This is a genomic window from Lentibacter sp. (genome assembly GCF_965658795.1).
GTDB lineage: Bacteria > Pseudomonadota > Alphaproteobacteria > Rhodobacterales > Rhodobacteraceae > Lentibacter.
On record NZ_CBFHTG010000002.1, the window covers coordinates 103,184 to 120,572 of the forward strand.

The window sequence follows — 17,389 nt, forward strand, 5'->3', positions numbered from 1 at the left end:
GACCTCGAACCCAATGGCATGGGCGGGCAGACGAATTGCCGTTGTAGAGCCCGCGGCCTCATTGAGAAAGAAGTAATATATGTTTGCTGTTTTGAGCACCCTCCAAAAGCCATTCACAAAATTTGTCGCTGTTTTGAGCCTATTGTGGCTGGCAGCCTGCCAACCCATTTCGCTCGCAGATGTCAATTCGGGCAACATCAACGCCGGCGAGACCGTACGCGTCGCCCTTTTGTTGCCACGTGGAAGCGAAATTGAGGGCGACAGCATTGTATCCGATTCGCTTGAGAACGCAGCACGCTTGGCCGTTGGCGACTTGCAGGGTGTAGAGATCGACCTGCGTGTCTACTCCACGGCAGGTGACTCTGCACGCGCAGCCATAGCCGCAAAGCAAGCTGTGGCAGACGGCGCCCAAATAATCCTTGGCCCTCTGCGCGCTGAATCTGCAAACGCAGCCGCCGTGGCCGTGGCGCCAGATGGCGTCAATGTTCTGGCGTTTTCAAACAATGCGACAGTGGCAGGCGGCAACCTGTTTTTGCTGGGGTCAACCTTCAACAACACAGCAGATCGCCTCACGGCTTATGCCAAAAAGACAGGCAAAGACCGTATCCTGATCGTCCATGACGAAGAAATCGGCGGCCAGCTTGGCAAAGCGGCCATCAGCCAGGCGATTGCGCGCAATGGAGCCACTCTGGCAGGGACAGTTGTATACGAGCGGTCACAGCAGGGCGTGATCAGCGCTGTGCAGCGCATAAAAGCGGCTCAGGCTGCAGGCCAAGCGAATGCAGTCTTTCTGACATCAACCTCAGATGCTGCCCTGCCGTTTTATGCACAGATGCTGCCTGATGTCGGCATCAGCAACGCCACCACGCAGTTTATCGGCCTGTCGCGTTGGGACATTCCGGCGCAAACATTGCAACTGCCCGGCCTTGAGGGCGGCTGGTTTGCGATTCCTAATCCTGCCAAATCAGCAGAGTTTGCGGCGCGCTATGCTGCGGCCAATGGCGCACAGCCTCACCCCCTCGCCGCCTTGGCTTACGATGGGATCGCAGCCGTGGGCGCTCTGGCCAGCACAGGCAAACGTGACGCACTTTCAAGGGCTTCCATCACCCAAAGCGCAGGCTTTCAGGGCTCCAACGGCATTTTCCGTTTCCGGGCGGACGGCACAAACGAGCGCGGCCTCGCCATTGCTCAAATTCAGGACAAAAAAGTCGTGATCATCGATGCCGCGCCACGGGCGTTTGGCGGCGCAGGGTTCTGAGACCAAATTGGATTTTGCGCTTCCACACCCACCCGCCGACCTGATCTGCCCTGCGGGGCAGATTCTGGATGTGTCCGCGCTTCAGTCAGACCTAAGGACATTGGTGTCTAAAGGCTTTGAAGAGCCCGAGCTGCGCAAAGAGGCAACCGTACTTTTGCTTGGCCTGCGCAAGCAAGGCATGACAGAGATTGAAACAGCCTTTCGCGCAGAACCTTTGAGCGCACGGCCCACAAGGCGCGCCTATTGCTGGCTCGCTGATTGCCTTGTGATTGCCGCATACCATTTGGCTGCAAATGTTTTGCACCCTGTCAAAACCGGTGCCCGCGGCGAAGACATCGCGCTATTGGCGGTGGGAGGCTACGGGCGTGGCGAAATGGCGCCGCAATCGGATGTAGACCTTCTCTTTCTGACGTCCAAAGCCATCACACCGCGCGCTGAGCGCGTGATCGAGTCCATGCTCTACCTTTTGTGGGATTTGCGGCTGAAAGTTGGCCACGCCAGCCGCAGCATCCCCGAGTGCCTCAGTCTTGGCGGGGAAGACTTCACCATTCGGACCGCCCTTCTGGAGCAGCGCTTTCTCATCGGGGCAAAACCTGTTGCCACAGAGCTGGCAACGCGGCTTGAACAAGATCTGTTCAAGGGAACAGAAACAGAGTTTGTCACAGCCAAGCTCACCGAGCGTGACGAACGCCACGAGCGCCAGGGCGAGCGCTACATGGTCGAACCAAATGTCAAAGAAGGCAAAGGCGGCCTTCGCGACCTTCAATCGCTCTACTGGATCGCAAAATATGTGCACCATGTAGAGAGCATTGAAGAACTTGTGCGCCTCAACGTTTTTCGCCCCGAAGAATACGAGCGTTTTCAGGAAGCCGAAAATTTCTTGTGGGCCGTGCGCTGCCATCTGCACCTTGTTACAGGCCGCCCCAACGAGCAGCTGACGTTTGATTTGCAGGTCGAAGTGGCAGAGCGCATGGGATACCAAGACCGCTCTGGCCGCCGCGCCGTTGAGCACTTCATGCAAGACTACTTCCGCAATGCGACGCGGGTGGGCGACCTCACACGCATCTTTCTATCCAAACTGGAAGCAATACACGCCAAGTCAGAACCACTTTTGCAGCGGATTTTCTCGCGCAAGCCCAAGGTAAAAGCTGGCTACGAGGTGATCCACGGTCGGCTCGCGATTTCGGATGAAGATACGTTTCTGTCCGACCCGCTCAATCTTTTGCGTGTGTTTGAAGAAGGTTTGCGCACGGGCATGCTGATCCACCCCGACGCGATGCGACTGGTGACCGCCAATCTCAACCTGATCGATGAGCCTTTTCGCGAGAACCGCGAAGCACAGCGCATTTTTCTGGATTTGCTCCTCAAGCATGGCAACCCCGAGCGCGCCCTGCGGCGTATGAACGAGTTGGGTGTCCTCGCGGCCTTTATCCCCGAATTTGAACCCATCGTCGCGATGATGCAGTTTAACATGTACCACTCTTACACAGTGGATGAGCACACCATTCAGGTGATCTCGCATTTCTCGCGTATCGAGCGGCTGGAGCTTGAAGAAGAGCTGCCGATCTCAACCGAAATTCTGCGCGAAGGTGTTGACCGCAAGATACTTATGGTTGCCATGCTTCTGCACGATATCGGCAAAGGCCGCGATCAGGACCACTCCGTTCTTGGCGCACAGATCAGCCGCAAGATCGCACCGCGCCTCGGCCTCAGCCGCAATGATTGTGACACAGTCGAATGGCTGGTGCGCTATCATTTGCTCATGTCAGACATGGCCCAAAAGCGCGATATTGCAGACCCCCGCACAGTGCGCGACTTTGCCAAAGCCGTGCAAACCGTCAAGCGGCTCGACCTGCTTACGGTGCTGACCGTCTGTGATATTCGCGGTGTTGGCCCTGACACATGGAACAACTGGAAAGCGGCTCTCATCCGCGCGCTTTACCGCCAGACACGCCACGCGCTGGAAGAAGGCATGGAGGCGCTCAACCGCGAAAATCGCGGAGCAGAGTCCAAAAAGGCACTGCGCGGCGAGCTGGCCGACTGGAGCAAAAAGGACATCAAGGCCGAAACAGCGCGCCACTACCCGCCCTACTGGCAAGGGCTGCACATTACGGCTCATGTTGTGTTTGCGCATCTGCTGCGCGGGATTGGCGACGCTGAAATCCGGATTGATCTGCACCCGGATGAAGACCGCGACGCGACGCGCGTTTGCTTTGTCATGGCCGACCACCCCGGTATTTTCAGCCGTATGTGCGGCGCACTGGCTTTGGTTGGTGCCAATATCGTCGATGCGCGCACCTTCACCTCAAAAGACGGCTACGCCACCGCCGCGTTCTGGGTTCAGGACTCCGAGGGCAGCCCCTTTGAGGCCAGCCGCCTACCCCGCTTACGCAAGATGATCGAGCGGACTTTGGCAGGCGAGGTGATCACAGGTGACGCGATACAGCCGCGTGACAAACTCAAGAAACGCGAGCGCGCGTTTCGTGTGCCCACGTCCATCACCTTTGATAACGAAGGCTCCGAGATTTACACCATCATCGAGGTGGACACCCGCGACAGACCCGGCCTGCTCTATGACCTGACGCATACGCTGGCCAACACCAATGTCTACATCGCCTCAGCTGTCATCGCGACATATGGTGAGCAGGTTGTCGATACCTTCTATGTGAAAGACATGTTTGGCCTCAAGTTTTACACCGAGAGCAAACAGAAAACGCTGGAAAACAAACTGCGCGCAGCCATATCCGAAGGGGCTGAACGCGCGCGCTCCTGAGGGCTGCGGCAAGGCAAACCACCCGGCACATAGGCTTGGACACCCAGTCGAAAACCTGATCTTTCTTGATCGGCTCTAATCGTCTACACCAGCGTCAAACAGCAAAAGACAGCCCATGAAACAAATTCGCCTCGTTACAGGTATCTTCACAGTCGGCTTCTGGACGCTCATGAGCCGCATTATGGGTTTTGTGCGCGATATCCTGATCTCCTCCTACATCGGGCCGGGCGCTGTCATGGATGCTTTTGTTGTGGCCTTCCGCTTGCCCAACATGTTCCGACGCTTTTTTGCCGAAGGCGCGTTCAATGCGGCTTTCGTCCCGATGTTTTCAAAGAAGCTTGAGGCCGGTGAAGATGCCGAAGGCTTTGCCTCGGCCGCACTAAGCTGGCTGAGCATGGCTGTGCTGGCTCTTACGGGGCTGGCGCTTGTCTTTATGCCTGCACTTGTCTGGGCCACCGCCGAAGGCTTTGCTGGCGATGAGCGCTTTGACATGGCCACAGAGTTTGGCCGTGTCGTCTTTCCTTATATTTTCTTCATCTCGCTGGCGGCGCTCTTTTCTGGCGTGCTCAACGCCACAGGCCGCTTTGCCGCCGCTGCTGCTGCGCCTGTTCTGCTCAATATTTTGCTCACCCTTGCTATGCTTTTTGCGGCCCAAACAGGTGGCAATGTAGCGCGTGCGCTTGTCTGGATGATCCCGTTTGCAGGCGTCGCGCAGCTTGCTCTGGTCTACATCGCAACGCGCCGTGCGGGGCTGCGCATTGTGCCCCAGTTGCCGCGCCCCAGCCCCGAGATGGGCAAGCTCTTGCGCATCGCCGTGCCCGCCTCGCTGGCGATGGGTGTTGTCCAGATCAACCTTGTGGTGGGCCAGCTTGTCGCATCCGATTACGAAAAGGCTGTGAGCTGGCTCTATGCCGCTGATCGGCTGTATCAGTTGCCGCTTGGCGTGGTTGGTATTGCTGTTGGCATCGTGCTGTTGCCAGACCTCTCCCGCCGCCTCAAAGCGGGCGATGACACAGGCGCGCAAAATGCATATTCCCGCGCATCGGAACTGTCGCTTGCGCTTACCCTGCCCTCAGCCGTTGCGCTGCTGGTGATCCCGCTGCCGCTTGTGTCGGTGTTGTTTGAGCGCGGTAACTTTAGCGGCGATGACGCGGCTGCAACCGCGCTTGCCGTCAGCATTTACGGCCTCGGCCTGCCTGCCTTCGTTTTGCAAAAGACGCTTCAGCCACTTTTCTTTGCGCGCGAAGATACCAAAAGCCCCTTTCGCTACGCCCTTCTGGCCATGGCCGTGAACGCGGCTCTGGCCTTTGGCCTCAAGCCCTATATCGGCTGGCTTGCCCCCGCCGTTGCAGCCACCCTTGCCGCATGGATCATGGTGGCGCAGCTTGGCTTTGGCGCGCGTCAGTTTGGCGAGGTCACGCGGCTTGACCAGCGCTTCAGAAAGCGCATCTGGCGGATCATCTTTGCCTCTGTCGCGATGGGCGTGGTGCTATGGGGCACCAATCTGGCGCTATCGCCCCTGTTTGTAGCTGGGGGCTGGCGCTACCTTGCTCTTGGGTTGCTCGTCAGTATCAGCATCTTTGCCTACTTCGGCCTCGGGCAACTCTTTGGCGCGTTTCGCCTTGCTGAGTTCAAGACTGCCCTGCGCCGCGGATAGCCATGCGCAAACGATGAAACCCGCCGGGGCTCACAAGAAACGACACCAGAAAACCCGTGGCAAAACCCACGATTTCCGCAATCCAGACACCGTCTGAGCCAAACAGCAGGCCCAGAACAAGCCTGATCAACATCAGAAAGCCGATCAGCTGGAACGCACGCAGCTGTGGCTCGCCCAGCACGCGCAGCTGCACCCAAAGAATATAGGTGAACGCCCCAATCAGGCCATAAGCCGCAGGATAGCCCCCGATCAGCACCCCAGCATCTGCCTTCAACAAGCCCCAAGCCAAAGCCCCGAGGATAGAGGCTGAAAAGAAGACGACCAGAACCGCCCACCAGCGGAACCTGTCGCCGACATACTTTCCCAAAGCCAACATGATCGCGGCGGCAAAAATCATATGGGTGAAGCTCGCGTGCAAGAACGGGTAGGTTACAAACCGCAGAAGATGCTCGGGCGGCCAAGCCCCCCGCTCCCACATCAGCTGTACCAAGCTGCCAAAAACGCCATAATCCTCGATCGCAGCCACCCGCCAGCCAATCCCTAAGCGCCCGCCGACAAGCCCGGCCTCGGCAGCGGCAAACACGCCCTCCAAAGCCAGCATGAGGCCAAAAAGCCCCACAACCACGGGTGAGATATCATTTACGGGGCTTTGCGCGCGCATGGTGGGCCTCTGCTTGACGTTGCTTGGCCCCATGAGTAAGCCAGCCCAACACAGACTTCCAGACGGAGAACGATCATGAGTGACACGATTGCCCCGAACGCCGCGTTCAAAAAACGTGTTTTCTCAGGCATCCAGCCCTCAGGCGGGCTGACGCTTGGCAACTACCTCGGCGCAATCAAACGCTTTGTGCAGATGCAGGAAGAAGACTACGAGACGATCTATTGCATGGTCGATCTCCACGCCATCACCGTCTGGCAAGACCCTGAAGCGCTGCGCCGCCAAACCCGCGAGCTGGCGGCTGGCTTCATCGCCTCTGGAATTGACCCTGCCAAATCAATCCTCTTCAACCAGTCCCAGGTGGCAGAGCATGCGCAGCTTGGCTGGATCTTCAACTGCACCGCCCGCATGGGCTGGATGCAGCGCATGACCCAATGGAAAGACAAAGCAGGCAAGAACTCTCAGAACGCCTCGCTTGGCCTCTTTGCCTACCCGTCCCTTATGGCGGCCGATATCCTTGTTTATCACGCAACCCATGTGCCCGTGGGCGAAGACCAGAAGCAGCATCTGGAACTGACGCGCGATATCGCGATCAAATTCAACAACGACTTCGGTGTTGATTTCTTCCCGGTCACAGAGCCTGTCATTGAGGGCGCTGGCACACGCGTGATGAGCTTGCGCGACGGCTCAAAGAAGATGTCAAAGTCTGACCCTTCTGATGCAAGCCGCATCAACATGACCGATGATGCAGACACAATCGCCAAGAAAATTCGCAAAGCCAAGACCGACCCTGACGCGCTGCCTTCAGAGGTTGAAGGGCTTGAGGGCCGTGCCGAGGCACGCAACCTTGTCAACATCTACGCAGGTCTGGCCGATATGACCGTGGAGCAGGTCCTCGCCGAGGCCGGCGGGCGGGCCTTTTCGGAGTTCAAACCGATGCTCGCGGAGCTGGCGGTTGCAAAGCTTGCGCCCATTTCAGGCGAGATGGCGCGACTGATGCAAAACCAGGACGAGATCGACGCCCTCTTGCGCCAAGGTGCAGGGGCCGCACGCGAGATAGCCGCGCCCATCCTTGAAAAGACCTATGATATTGTCGGCATGGTGCGCTAACAGCTCTTGCGCAGCGGGCAGAGCTGTTAGCCCTTTACCCTCCTGAAAGCTCGACATAGGTTTCGCCCAAGGAGGACCAGTGCATGGCAGTCGGAACGAACATAAAAACCTATTTCAACGGAGCGTGGCATGCGGGCAATGCCCCTGTGATCAACGCTGCCGACCATGGCGCATGGCTCGGCAGCACCGTCTTTGACGGTGCACGCTTTGTGAACGGCTTGATGCCTGATCTTGACCTGCACTGCGCCCGCGTCAACCGCTCCGCAGAAGCTCTTATGCTGAACCCGACTGTGAGCACAGAAGATATGGTCGCCATCGTGCGTGAGGGGCTGGCCAGCTACCCCACGGGCGCCGCTGTCTATATACGCCCCATGTATTGGGGCATTGGCGGCGACATCACAGCGATTGTGCCGAGCCGTGAAGAAACAGGCTTTGCGATCTGCCTTGAGGAGATCCCCTTTGCACCCGACACGGCGAGCACGACACTTACACGCACGCGCTTCCGCCGCCCTGTGCTGGAGAGCGCAGTGGTCAATGCCAAGGCTGGCTGCCTTTACCCGAATAACGCAAGAATGTTGAGCGAGGCGCGCGCCAAAGGCTTTGGCAATGCGCTTGTCGCGGATGCCATGGGCAATGTCGCCGAAACGGCTACGGCCAATGTCTTTATGGTGAAAGACGGTGAAGTCTTCACGCCCATCGCCAACGGCACCTTCCTCTCGGGGATCACCCGTGCGCGGCACATGTCAAATCTGACAGCCGACGGCACGAAGGTGCATGAAGCCGTGCTGAGCTTTGAAGACTTCCACGAAGCTGACGAGATTTTCTTGTCGGGCAATATGTCCAAAGTCACCCCTGTGACCGCCTTTGATGACACAAGCTACCAGATCGGCCCTGTCACACGCCGCGTGCGGGAGCTTTATTGGGATTGGGCTGCGTCGACAGCATGACGCCCCATGTCCGTGCCCCATTGCACCTCTGGCCCGCTTGGGTCATTCTCTGTTCTGATCAGGGAGACCAGGTATGCGTAAGTTTCTAGTTGTGCTCGATGACAGCCGTGAATGCCTCAACGCAATGCGCTTTGCGGCCATGCGTGCGGCCAAAACAGGCGGTGGCGTTGAAATTCTTGCGGTTATTCCGCCGGAAGAATTCAATCACTGGATCGGGGTTGGAGACATCATGCGCGAAGAAGCGCGCGAGCGGATCCATGCCCATTTTGAAGTCTTCGCCAAATGGATGCGTGACCGTCAGGACGTGGACCCCGAGCTTGTCATCCGTGAGGGCGAGCCGATCTCTGAAATTCTGGAACAGGTCAAAGACGACAAAGAAATAGGCGTTCTTGTGTTGGGTGCAAGCTCGGACAAGAAAGGCCCCGGCCCTCTGGTCACACAGCTGACCCGCGCGGCAGGCAGCCTTGAAATTCCCATCACGATTGTGCCGGGCGAGCTTTCCAAAGAACGCCTCGAAGCAATCACATAACATACTGAAAAAACAGGATATCCCATGAGCGATACAGATAAAAAAGACGACGATAAAAAGAACGGTGGCATCGCACAAAAGCTTTTTGAAGCCCGCGAAATCCTGATCTGTGAAGCGATCGACCAGAAAATGGCGAGCCGCGTTGTGGCGCAGCTTCTGGCCCTTGCCGCCGACAGTGATGATGACATCACATTGTTCCTCAACTCCCAAGGCGGACACGTCGAGGCAGGCGATTCTATCCATGATATCATACGCTTCATCAAGCCGCGGGTGCGGATTATCGGGACCGGCTGGGTGGCTTCGGCGGGGACGCATATCTTCTTGGCCGTGGATAAAGAAGACCGCATGTGCCTGCCCAACACCCGCTTCCTGATCCACCAGCCCTCCGGCGGCGTGGGTGGCAAGGTGACAGATATCGCCATTCAGGCCGAACAGATCGAGATCATGCGCGCCCGTCTGGCACGGATCATCTCCGAGCAAACCGGCCAAAAGCTTGAAAAGGTTATGAAAGATATCGAACGTGACCACTGGATGGATACGAAAGAAGCCATGGAATACGGCATCCTTTCAAAGGTGATCACACAGGTCTCCGAGCTGTCCTAAGCCGCTCAAACAGCCTTGAAATCGGCCCGCCTTGCGCGGGCCTTTTTTGTACGCAAGCGCCCTCGCTCTACCCTGCGGTCAGGGCTGTTAACCTCTTCAAACCCCGCTGGAAACAGGGGGGTGATATCCGTGCACCATGCGTGCACCCCATGTGCACCGCCGCAGTGCAGAAAAAGTAAACGCGAATTAACTTAACAGGCCGTTCGCAGGGCGTGGCGTCTGCAAAATCCGGGTTGCATCCCCACAGCGGCCCTTCGCGCCAGCCGCAACGAAAGACTGCTTCGAGCCCATCAGCGACATTCAAGCATGCCGCCGCATGGAAGGCCTTCTCGGCCATCGGAGCCAGAGCGCGTGATTATGCCATCGCAAGAAAAAACTGGCAGCCTGCGCCTGGTCTGATCTTCGAGAGCACCTGCCCTTCTTGGCAAACTGTCCGGCCTCTCAGCTGCTGCTCGAGGTCATGACGTCTTGTTCCGAAAAACCGAGAACGACCATGCGCTCCTTTCGTTGGGGCCGAAAGCCGTTCGAACCGCGTGATGTTGTCGGGGGTCTTCTCGGTCTCAATGATCGATAGGATCAGGCTGTTCTTGACGCCAACAACGCAATCCACACGGCGGGAGTCCCGAACGTTTAGGTTCCAGTTCCCCAGTGTGGCCTGTGCGACCTCGTCTTCAACGCCATTTAAGAGCTTAGTAGTGTCCTGCTGGTTCAAGCTCACAAAAAGCACATTCCCGCGGAGCAGGTCGATATCGCCCCGTTCGATAGGCCTGTCGTGGATCTCCTTGACTTGATTTTCAGTCAGCCAGAACCCTCGATCACCGTGACCAGCGACCTTATTGGTGTCGCCTAGCAGCGGGATTAATGCCGTTTCGAGGGAGTGAGCTTCTGGGTCCGTCAACCCATGACTGATGATGAGGACTTCGACGTCCTTCCGCGCGCTATGAATTTCGCGAATCTTAGCAAGTTTATGCTCACCTTCATTGAGGGGCGTGCCGCCCATCTCAATCTGGGCATGGCTAAAACAGCGATTTCCGTTCCCTTTCCCGATGTAGAAAATCCGGTCCTTGAGCGCCCCTTTTTTGCGGGGGTCGGCAAGTGCATAGACGTAAGCCGCAAGCTTTGCGGACACCATGGTGTTGAATGGCACGAAATAATCCTTCCTTTAGCGCGTCAAATTCAGTATCGGTCAATCATTTCTGCAGATCAAGTGAGCAGGCCTTGCGGGGCGTCCGATCTCCGCCCTGTACGTCGCTGATGCAGCAAACGGCAGCAAAGTCCGCACACCCGCCCCTCAAGAAAACTGTGCAGATGGCTGGTATCGTTCAAACTCACGCGCGGGCCAGTTTAGAATCATTCCAAATCTTGACTTTACCCCCCGCAAAGCTCATATCTGAGCAAAGAGATAAGGAACCCGCGCCATGTTTATCCAGACAGAATCCACCCCAAACCCAGCCACGCTCAAGTTCTTGCCCGGCCAGACCGTTCTGGCGACAGGCACGGCTGATTTTCCGAGTGCGGAAAGCGCCGGGTCCTCTCCGCTTGCAAGCCGCATCTACGGTGTTGAAGGTGTGACAGGCGTGTTTCTGGGCACAGATTTTGTGACCGTGACCAAGGGTGAGGCGGTTGACTGGGATCACATCAAGCCCTCTGTGCTTGGCGCGATCATGGAGCACTTCCAGTCAGGGGATCCGGCCCTTGCAAGCGGTGGCGCCGAGGCGGCTGGCGGCCATGCCGAGCACACGGGCGAAGATGGCGAGATCGTCACCCAGATCAAAGAGCTGCTCGACACGCGCGTGCGCCCTGCTGTCGCCCAAGACGGTGGCGACATCACATTTTACGGCTTTGAAAAAGGCGTGGTCTATCTGCACATGCAAGGCGCTTGCGCGGGTTGCCCCTCGTCCACCATCACCCTGAAAATGGGGATCGAGAACCTGCTGCGCCACTATATTCCCGAGGTGACAGAGGTACGCCCTGTTGCCGTCTGAGCCTCTCATACTGGCGTTTGACACATCGGCCGCGCATTGCGCGGCCGCTTTGTTGCGGGGGGAGCGCTTGCTGGGCACGGCCTATGAGCCGATGAAGCGCGGCCAGTCCGAGCGGCTGTTTACCCTGTTGGAAGAGCTGCTCACAGAGCATGGCGCAGGCTGGCAAGACATTGGCAAAATTGGCGTTGGCGTGGGGCCAGGGAATTTTACGGGCATCCGCATTGCGGTATCGGCGGCGCGCGGTCTGGCGATGTCGCTCGGGGTGCCTGCTGTTGGCGTGAGCAACTTTGCCGCCGCGCGCTTTGGTCTGCCTGACGACACGCCCGTGGCGCTCCCCGCCCCGCGGGAGCAGGTATATTACGCGGCCCAAGGCGACAGCTCTGAGCTGCTTGCCGCCTCGGGCGCAGGCCAAGCGCTTGGCTTGCCTGCTCCAGAAGAGCTTGTTCTGCGGATCGCCCGGATTGCGCAGGCCACGGCCAGCGCCCCGCCACCTGCCCCGCTGTACAGCCGTGCAGCCGATGCGGCCCCTGCCTCTGACCAGCCCCCCAGACTCCTTGATGACGCCTGACGCGCTTGCCGCGCTTCATGCGCTCTGCTTTCCCGCGCGCCCGTGGAGCGCGGCAGAGCTGGCTGCGCTTCTTGACCAAGACGGTGTGATCTGTGTGGCCCAAGACACGGGCTTTGCCTTGGCGCGGGTGACGCTGGATGAAGCCGAGTTGCTGACAATTGCCGTGGCCCCGAGCGCACAGGGCAAAGGGCTTGGCGCAGCACTTTTGGAGCAGCTGGCCTTGGAGCTGCGCACCCGTTCTGTGGCCAAGCTCTTTCTGGAGGTGGCCACCGACAACGCCCCTGCCCGCGCGCTTTATGCGCGCGCAGGCTTTGCAGAGGTGGGCCGCCGCCGCGGCTATTACCCACGGCAGGCAGCCCCTGCTGTTGATGCGCTCGTGCTGGCCTTGGAGCTTGGTGCATAAGTGCAAATTCCTGCTTCTTTGCCCCAAGGTCACACTGCAAGAATCGGTTGACCCTCGCGCGTTAAAAAGCCCTTAATAACCGCGATCACCCGATCTGCTCGATATCCGCAGCGCAACCCATGCGCCTGCGCAATAAAACTGGGAGAAACCAATGACCCTCATGCAAAAATTCCTCGGGGGCGCAGCTGCGCTTGCCCTCAGCGCTGGTGCAGCGCTCGCCGAGCCAGCCCTGATCTATGATCTTGGCGGCAAATTCGACAAATCGTTCAACGAAGCGGCCTTCACAGGCGCCGAAAAATGGGCTGAAGAAACAGGCGGCACATACCGCGAGATCGAACTGCAATCAGAAGCACAGCGCGAGCAAGCTCTGCGCCGCTTTGCAGAAGCCGGCTCGAACCCTGTTGTGACAACGGGCTTCGCCATCGCCTCTTCTCTTGAAGAAGTTGCGAAAGACTACCCTGACACCAAGTTCATCAACATTGACGGCTGGATCGAGAACATCCCTGCCAACGTACAGTTGATTGCCTTTCAGGAGCACCAGGGCTCCTACCTTGTCGGTATGATGGCGGCCATGGCCTCCAAAACAGGCACTGTCGGCTTTATCGGCGGTATGGATGTCCCGCTCATCCGCCACTTCGGCTGTGGCTTTGCACAGGGTGCAAAGGCCGTGAACGCGGATATCAACATCGTTGCCAACATGACAGGCACAACGCCAACAGCCTGGAACGACCCCGTCAAAGGCTCCGAGCTGGCCAAAGCCCAAATCAGCCAGGGTGCTGACGTGATCTATGCTGCGGCAGGCGGCACAGGTGTGGGCGTTCTGCAGACAGCGGCAGATGAGGGCATCCTCTCGATCGGTGTGGACAGCAACCAGAACCACCTGCACTCAGGCAAGGTTCTGACCTCCATGCTCAAGCGTGTAGACGTCGCCGTTTACAACGCGATGAAAGCTGGCGCTGATCTGGAAACAGGTGGCATGACCGTTCTGGGCCTCGCCGAAGACGGTGTTGGCGTGGCGATGGACGAGCACAACGCGGCCCTCGTGACCGAAGAGATGACAGCGGCTGTTGCGGATGCACGTGCCAAGATCATCGCGGGCGAGCTGAATGTTGTCAGCTACTACGAAAACGACAGCTGCCCCGCGATCAACTTCTGATCGGCGGCGCATATAAAGCAGGGGGCCGCGCACAGAGCTGCGCGGCCTTTTGCAACGGACGGGCCAAGGCACAGAAGGGCGAGACATGACAGACCCAGCGATCGAGCTGCAAGGTATCTCCAAAGCGTTCGGGCCTGTGCAGGCCAACAAAGACATCTCCATCAAGGTGATGCCCGGCACCATCCACGGCATTATCGGCGAGAATGGCGCGGGCAAGTCGACGCTGATGTCGATCCTCTTCGGCTTTTACAAAGCCGACAAGGGCGACATTTTCATTCATGGCAAAAAAACCCAGATCAACGACAGCCAAGCCGCCATCGCGGCGGGCATTGGCATGGTGTTCCAGCACTTCAAGCTGGTGGAAAACTTCACTGTGCTGGAGAATGTGATCCTTGGCGCAGAAGATGGTGGCCTGTTGCGCCCCTCACTGGCCAAAGCGCGCAAGACGCTCAAGGCGCTTGAAGCCGAATACGAGCTGCACGTTGACCCCGATGCGCTCGTTCAGGATATCGGCGTGGGCCGCCAGCAGCGCGTGGAAATCCTCAAGGCGCTCTACCGCAAGGCCGACATTCTCATTCTGGACGAGCCAACAGGCGTGCTCACCCCTGCGGAGGCCGACCAGCTCTTTCGCATCCTCAACCGTCTGCGCGAAGAAGGCAAAACCATCATCCTGATCACCCACAAGCTGCGCGAGATCATGGATATCACCGACACTGTGAGCGTGATGCGGCGCGGGCAGATGACAGCCACTGTCAAGACAGCCGAGACCAGCCCCGAGCAGCTCGCCGAGCTGATGGTGGGGCGTAAGGTCTTGCTGCAAGTCGATAAAAAGCCCGCCCAGCCGCGCGATACGGTGCTGGATGTGCAAGACCTGAGCGTCACCGATGAGAAGGGCGTTGCCCGCCTCAAGGGGGTTTCGCTCAACGTACGCGCCGGCGAAATCCTCGGTATTGCGGGGGTTTCGGGCAACGGGCAGAGCGAGCTGTTGCAAGTGCTCGGCGGGATGCAAAACGGCACGGGCCGTGTGCTGATGAACGGTGAAGAGATCGACCTCACGGGGCGCTTCTCTGATGGCCAGTCGCGGCGCGCGCGTGGCATTGCCCATGTGCCCGAAGACCGCCAGCGCGAGGGGCTGATTATGGAGTTTTCCGCATGGGAAAACACCATCTTCGGCTATCACCGCGACCCGGTGTTTCAGAACGGCCCGTTTATGGACCATGCCAAGATCATCGAAGATGCCCAAGGCAAGATCGAGCGCTTTGATGTGCGCCCGCCCGATGCCAAGCTCGCCGCCAAGAACTTTTCGGGCGGCAACCAGCAAAAGCTGGTGCTGGCCCGCGAGATCGAGCGCAACCCCGACCTTTTGCTCATCGGCCAGCCCACGCGAGGCGTGGACATTGGCGCGATCGAATTTATCCACCAACGCATCATCGAGCTGCGCGACGCGGGCAAGGCTATCTTGCTGGTGAGTGTGGAGCTTGACGAAATCATGAGCCTCTCTGACCGCATCGCTGTGATGTTTGATGGCCAGATCATGGGCGAGCGCCTGCCCACGGAGACAAACGAGACAGAGCTTGGCATGTTGATGGCGGGTATGGACAGCGCAGACACAAACGGAGCACGCAGCTGATGGAGAAAATGCCAAAATGGGCGGATGCCACGCTGGTTCCGCTGATCTCGCTTTTGCTCGCGGCGCTGATCTCGGCGCTGGTGATTTTGGCGATCGGGGAAGACCCCATTGCCGCCTTCAAGCTCATGGTTCAGGGCGCGCTCATGCGCTCGTCCGGCTGGGGCTATACGCTCTATTATGCCACCAACTTTATCTTCACGGGCCTTGCTGTCTCGGTGGCGTTTCATGCGCGGCTCTTCAACATCGGCGGCGAAGGTCAGGCCATGTTTGCAGGCCTTGGCGTGGCGCTCTGCTGCCTTTACATCCCGTGGCCGCACTGGACACTGGCGCTGGCGGGGTCGGCTGCTTTTGCGGGGCTGTTTGGCGCGGCCTGGGCCTTTATTCCCGCTTATTTGCAGGCCAAGCGCGGCAGCCACATTGTGATCACCACGATCATGTTCAACTACATTGCCTTTTCGGTTCTGGGTTACATGCTGGTCAACGTGCTGCGCCCCAAAGGCGCGGGCGACCCTGCCAGCGCGCGCTTTCCTGAAGCAACGCATCTGCCCACCTTTCAGGACATGTTCTCGACAGAGGCCACACAGCTTTTTCGCAGCGCACCTGCGAATGTGAGCTTCTTTCTGGCGCTGGCGGCCTGTGTCTTTGTCTATCTGCTGATCTGGCGCACGCGCTTGGGCTATGAGATCCGCCATTTCGGATTTTCCGAAACCGCCGCCAACTACGCGGGCACATCGGCGGTGCGGATCACGATTATTGCCATGCTCATCTCGGGGGCGTTGGCGGGGCTTATGGCTGTCAACACCACACAGGGCGAGGCCGAGCGGCTGATTTTGAACTCGACAGAAGGCGCGGGCTTTATCGGCATCGCTGTTGCGCTGATGGGGCGCAACCACCCCTTTGGGGTGCTGCTGGCGGCACTTCTGTTTGGCTTTCTCTACCAAGGCGGGGCCGAGCTGGCGCTCTGGACGAAAATCCCCCGTGAGCTGATCACCGTTATTCAGGCGCTGGTTATTCTCTTTACGGGGGCGCTTGACCATATGGTGCGCGCGCCGCTTGAACGGGTTTTCATTGCGATGGCCAAAAAGAAAGAGGAGGCCCTGTGATGGAGTTTCTCACGATCATTCAGGTGCTGGACAGCACCATGCGCTTGGCCACCCCTCTTCTGCTGGCCTGTCTTGCGGGGCTGTACTCGGAGCGCGCGGGGATCTTTGACATCGGCCTTGAAGGCAAGATGCTGGCGGCGGCGCTTTTGTCAGCCGCAGTGGCCTTTACGTCGGGCAACGTCTGGGTCGGGATGCTGGCGGGCATTGGCGCATCGCTTGTGCTCTCGCTGATCCACGGCATCGCCTCGATCACCTTTCGCGGCAACCAGCTGATTTCGGGTGTGGCGATCAACTTTCTGGCCTCGGGGCTGACCGTGCTGATAGCGCAGGACTGGTTCCGCCAGGGCGGGCGCACGCCCTCGCTTGTCGGGGCGGCGCGGTTTGAGCCCATCCACCTGCCCGGCGCTTTGACAAGTGTGCGCGAGGTGGCCGACGCCGGCCCGCTGATGCAGGTCTATTCCGAGCTGATCTCTGGCCATACCATTATTGTCTATCTGTCGCTTCTGCTCGTGCCGCTGACATGGTGGGTGCTGTTTCGCACGCGCTTTGGCCTGCGCCTGCGCGCTGTGGGCGAAAACCCTGCGGCTGTGGACACAGCCGGCGTCTCTGTGAAGGGGCTGCGCTTTGCGGCGGTGATGATCTGCGGTGTGCTTTGCGGCATTGCGGGGGCCTACCTTGCGACGGCCTTGCAAGCGCAGTTTGTCAAAGAGATGACAGCCGGGCGCGGCTTTATCGCGCTGGCGGCGCTGATCTTTGCCAAATGGCGGCCCATTCAGGCGCTCTATGCCTGCCTGCTCTTCGGGCTGCTACAAGCGATTGCCGTGCGCTTTCAGAGCATTGATGTGGGGGAGTTCACCATCCCCGTGCAGTTTATGGAGGCGCTGCCCTATATTCTCACAGTGGTTATTCTGGCAGGGTTTGTGGGCAAGGCCATCCCGCCGCGCGCGGGTGGGGAGCCCTATGTGAAAGAACGCTGACGCTTTTAGCGCCAGCTTGCACAAACAGGTGT

The 17,389-nt window shown here is 58.7% G+C and carries 16 protein-coding genes; 14 read left to right on the forward strand and 2 right to left on the reverse strand.

Translation table 11 applies throughout. From position 1 onward, the window contains the following. Positions 1–79: 79 nt before the first annotated feature. From ACTG3X_RS01935 to murJ, 3 genes are all read left to right on the forward strand, one after another. Entirely contained in the window at positions 80–1,258 is a 1,179-nt protein-coding gene (locus ACTG3X_RS01935) for a penicillin-binding protein activator (RefSeq protein WP_439109541.1), read from the forward strand. Then, positions 1,221–4,031: a [protein-PII] uridylyltransferase gene (locus ACTG3X_RS01940; protein WP_439109542.1), complete on the forward strand. Its 2,811-nt coding sequence runs from the start codon at positions 1,221–1,223 to the stop codon at positions 4,029–4,031. Before ACTG3X_RS01935 ends, ACTG3X_RS01940 begins: the two co-directional genes overlap by 38 nt. 115 nt (positions 4,032–4,146) lie before the next feature. Continuing rightward, a complete protein-coding gene (gene murJ / locus ACTG3X_RS01945) occupies positions 4,147–5,688 on the forward strand; it encodes a murein biosynthesis integral membrane protein MurJ (RefSeq protein ID WP_439109543.1) in 1,542 nt (513 codons plus the stop codon). Here murJ and ACTG3X_RS01950 read toward each other — a convergent pair. Beyond that, entirely contained in the window at positions 5,663–6,349 is a 687-nt protein-coding gene (locus ACTG3X_RS01950) for a rhomboid family intramembrane serine protease (RefSeq protein ID WP_439109544.1), read from the reverse strand. The two genes, murJ and ACTG3X_RS01950, sit on opposite strands and share 26 nt — an antisense overlap. Before the next feature lie 75 nt (positions 6,350–6,424). On the opposite strand from ACTG3X_RS01950, the gene trpS reads away from it, so the two are divergent. The 4 genes from trpS (at position 6,425) to ACTG3X_RS01970 (ending at position 9,535) form a co-directional block, all read left to right on the forward strand. Next, a complete protein-coding gene (gene trpS, locus ACTG3X_RS01955; protein ID WP_439109545.1) occupies positions 6,425–7,456 on the forward strand; it encodes a tryptophan--tRNA ligase in 1,032 nt (343 codons plus the stop codon). 83 nt (positions 7,457–7,539) lie between these two features. Beyond that, positions 7,540–8,403, forward strand: a complete 864-nt coding sequence (locus ACTG3X_RS01960) for a branched-chain amino acid aminotransferase (protein WP_439109546.1) — start codon at positions 7,540–7,542, stop codon at positions 8,401–8,403. A gap of 73 nt (positions 8,404–8,476) precedes the next feature. After that, positions 8,477–8,932, forward strand: coding sequence for a universal stress protein (locus tag ACTG3X_RS01965; protein WP_439109547.1), 456 nt, complete (start codon positions 8,477–8,479; stop codon positions 8,930–8,932). Positions 8,933–8,956: 24 nt separating this feature from the next. Further along, the gene (locus ACTG3X_RS01970) at positions 8,957–9,535 is read left to right on the forward strand and encodes an ATP-dependent Clp protease proteolytic subunit (protein ID WP_439109548.1); all 579 of its coding nucleotides are present in this window, start codon (positions 8,957–8,959) and stop codon (positions 9,533–9,535) included. Positions 9,536–9,890: 355 nt separating this feature from the next. Here ACTG3X_RS01970 and ACTG3X_RS01975 read toward each other — a convergent pair whose 3' ends face one another. After that, entirely contained in the window at positions 9,891–10,682 is a 792-nt protein-coding gene (locus ACTG3X_RS01975) for an LEM-3-like GIY-YIG domain-containing protein (RefSeq protein WP_439109549.1), read from the reverse strand. A 271-nt stretch (positions 10,683–10,953) separates the two neighbouring features. On the opposite strand from ACTG3X_RS01975, the gene ACTG3X_RS01980 reads away from it, so the two are divergent. The 7 genes from ACTG3X_RS01980 to ACTG3X_RS02010 all read left to right on the forward strand — a co-directional run bounded on the left by ACTG3X_RS01980 (position 10,954) and on the right by ACTG3X_RS02010 (position 17,357). Next, on the forward strand, positions 10,954–11,520 hold the full coding sequence (locus ACTG3X_RS01980; protein ID WP_439109550.1) for a NifU family protein: 567 nt from the start codon (positions 10,954–10,956) through the stop codon (positions 11,518–11,520). Then, positions 11,510–12,088: a tRNA (adenosine(37)-N6)-threonylcarbamoyltransferase complex dimerization subunit type 1 TsaB gene (tsaB, locus tag ACTG3X_RS01985; protein WP_439109551.1), complete on the forward strand. Its 579-nt coding sequence runs from the start codon at positions 11,510–11,512 to the stop codon at positions 12,086–12,088. The genes ACTG3X_RS01980 and tsaB overlap by 11 nt, the downstream gene beginning before the upstream one ends. Beyond that, the gene (gene rimI / locus ACTG3X_RS01990) at positions 12,078–12,491 is read left to right on the forward strand and encodes a ribosomal protein S18-alanine N-acetyltransferase (RefSeq protein ID WP_439109552.1); all 414 of its coding nucleotides are present in this window, start codon (positions 12,078–12,080) and stop codon (positions 12,489–12,491) included. The genes tsaB and rimI overlap by 11 nt, the downstream gene beginning before the upstream one ends. 151 nt (positions 12,492–12,642) lie before the next feature. Next, positions 12,643–13,647, forward strand: a complete 1,005-nt coding sequence (locus ACTG3X_RS01995; protein ID WP_439109553.1) for a BMP family lipoprotein — start codon at positions 12,643–12,645, stop codon at positions 13,645–13,647. Between the two features lie 85 nt (positions 13,648–13,732). Continuing rightward, positions 13,733–15,277 (forward strand): ABC transporter ATP-binding protein, encoded by a 1,545-nt coding sequence (locus ACTG3X_RS02000; RefSeq protein WP_439109554.1) that lies wholly within the window; start codon positions 13,733–13,735, stop codon positions 15,275–15,277. Further along, complete coding sequence (locus ACTG3X_RS02005) at positions 15,277–16,380, forward strand: ABC transporter permease (protein ID WP_439109555.1); 1,104 nt, start codon at positions 15,277–15,279, stop codon at positions 16,378–16,380. The genes ACTG3X_RS02000 and ACTG3X_RS02005 overlap by 1 nt, the downstream gene beginning before the upstream one ends. Further along, positions 16,380–17,357, forward strand: a complete 978-nt coding sequence (locus ACTG3X_RS02010; RefSeq protein ID WP_439109556.1) for an ABC transporter permease — start codon at positions 16,380–16,382, stop codon at positions 17,355–17,357. Before ACTG3X_RS02005 ends, ACTG3X_RS02010 begins: the two co-directional genes overlap by 1 nt. Positions 17,358–17,389: the final 32 nt, after the last annotated feature.

Bases quoted from the DNA above. Each gene is read 5' to 3' on its own strand.
- ACTG3X_RS01935 (WP_439109541.1), top strand. From the start codon at position 80: ATGTTTGCTGTTTTGAGCACCCTCCAAAAGCCATTCACAAAATTTGTC.
- ACTG3X_RS01940 (WP_439109542.1), top strand. From the start codon at position 1,221: ATGCCGCGCCACGGGCGTTTGGCGGCGCAGGGTTCTGAGACCAAATTG.
- murJ (WP_439109543.1), top strand. From the start codon at position 4,147: ATGAAACAAATTCGCCTCGTTACAGGTATCTTCACAGTCGGCTTCTGG.
- ACTG3X_RS01950 (WP_439109544.1), bottom strand. From the start codon at position 6,349: ATGCGCGCGCAAAGCCCCGTAAATGATATCTCACCCGTGGTTGTGGGG.
- trpS (WP_439109545.1), top strand. From the start codon at position 6,425: ATGAGTGACACGATTGCCCCGAACGCCGCGTTCAAAAAACGTGTTTTC.
- ACTG3X_RS01960 (WP_439109546.1), top strand. From the start codon at position 7,540: ATGGCAGTCGGAACGAACATAAAAACCTATTTCAACGGAGCGTGGCAT.
- ACTG3X_RS01965 (WP_439109547.1), top strand. From the start codon at position 8,477: ATGCGTAAGTTTCTAGTTGTGCTCGATGACAGCCGTGAATGCCTCAAC.
- ACTG3X_RS01970 (WP_439109548.1), top strand. From the start codon at position 8,957: ATGAGCGATACAGATAAAAAAGACGACGATAAAAAGAACGGTGGCATC.
- ACTG3X_RS01980 (WP_439109550.1), top strand. From the start codon at position 10,954: ATGTTTATCCAGACAGAATCCACCCCAAACCCAGCCACGCTCAAGTTC.
- rimI (WP_439109552.1), top strand. From the start codon at position 12,078: ATGACGCCTGACGCGCTTGCCGCGCTTCATGCGCTCTGCTTTCCCGCG.
- ACTG3X_RS01995 (WP_439109553.1), top strand. From the start codon at position 12,643: ATGACCCTCATGCAAAAATTCCTCGGGGGCGCAGCTGCGCTTGCCCTC.
- ACTG3X_RS02000 (WP_439109554.1), top strand. From the start codon at position 13,733: ATGACAGACCCAGCGATCGAGCTGCAAGGTATCTCCAAAGCGTTCGGG.
- ACTG3X_RS02005 (WP_439109555.1), top strand. From the start codon at position 15,277: ATGGAGAAAATGCCAAAATGGGCGGATGCCACGCTGGTTCCGCTGATC.
- ACTG3X_RS02010 (WP_439109556.1), top strand. From the start codon at position 16,380: ATGGAGTTTCTCACGATCATTCAGGTGCTGGACAGCACCATGCGCTTG.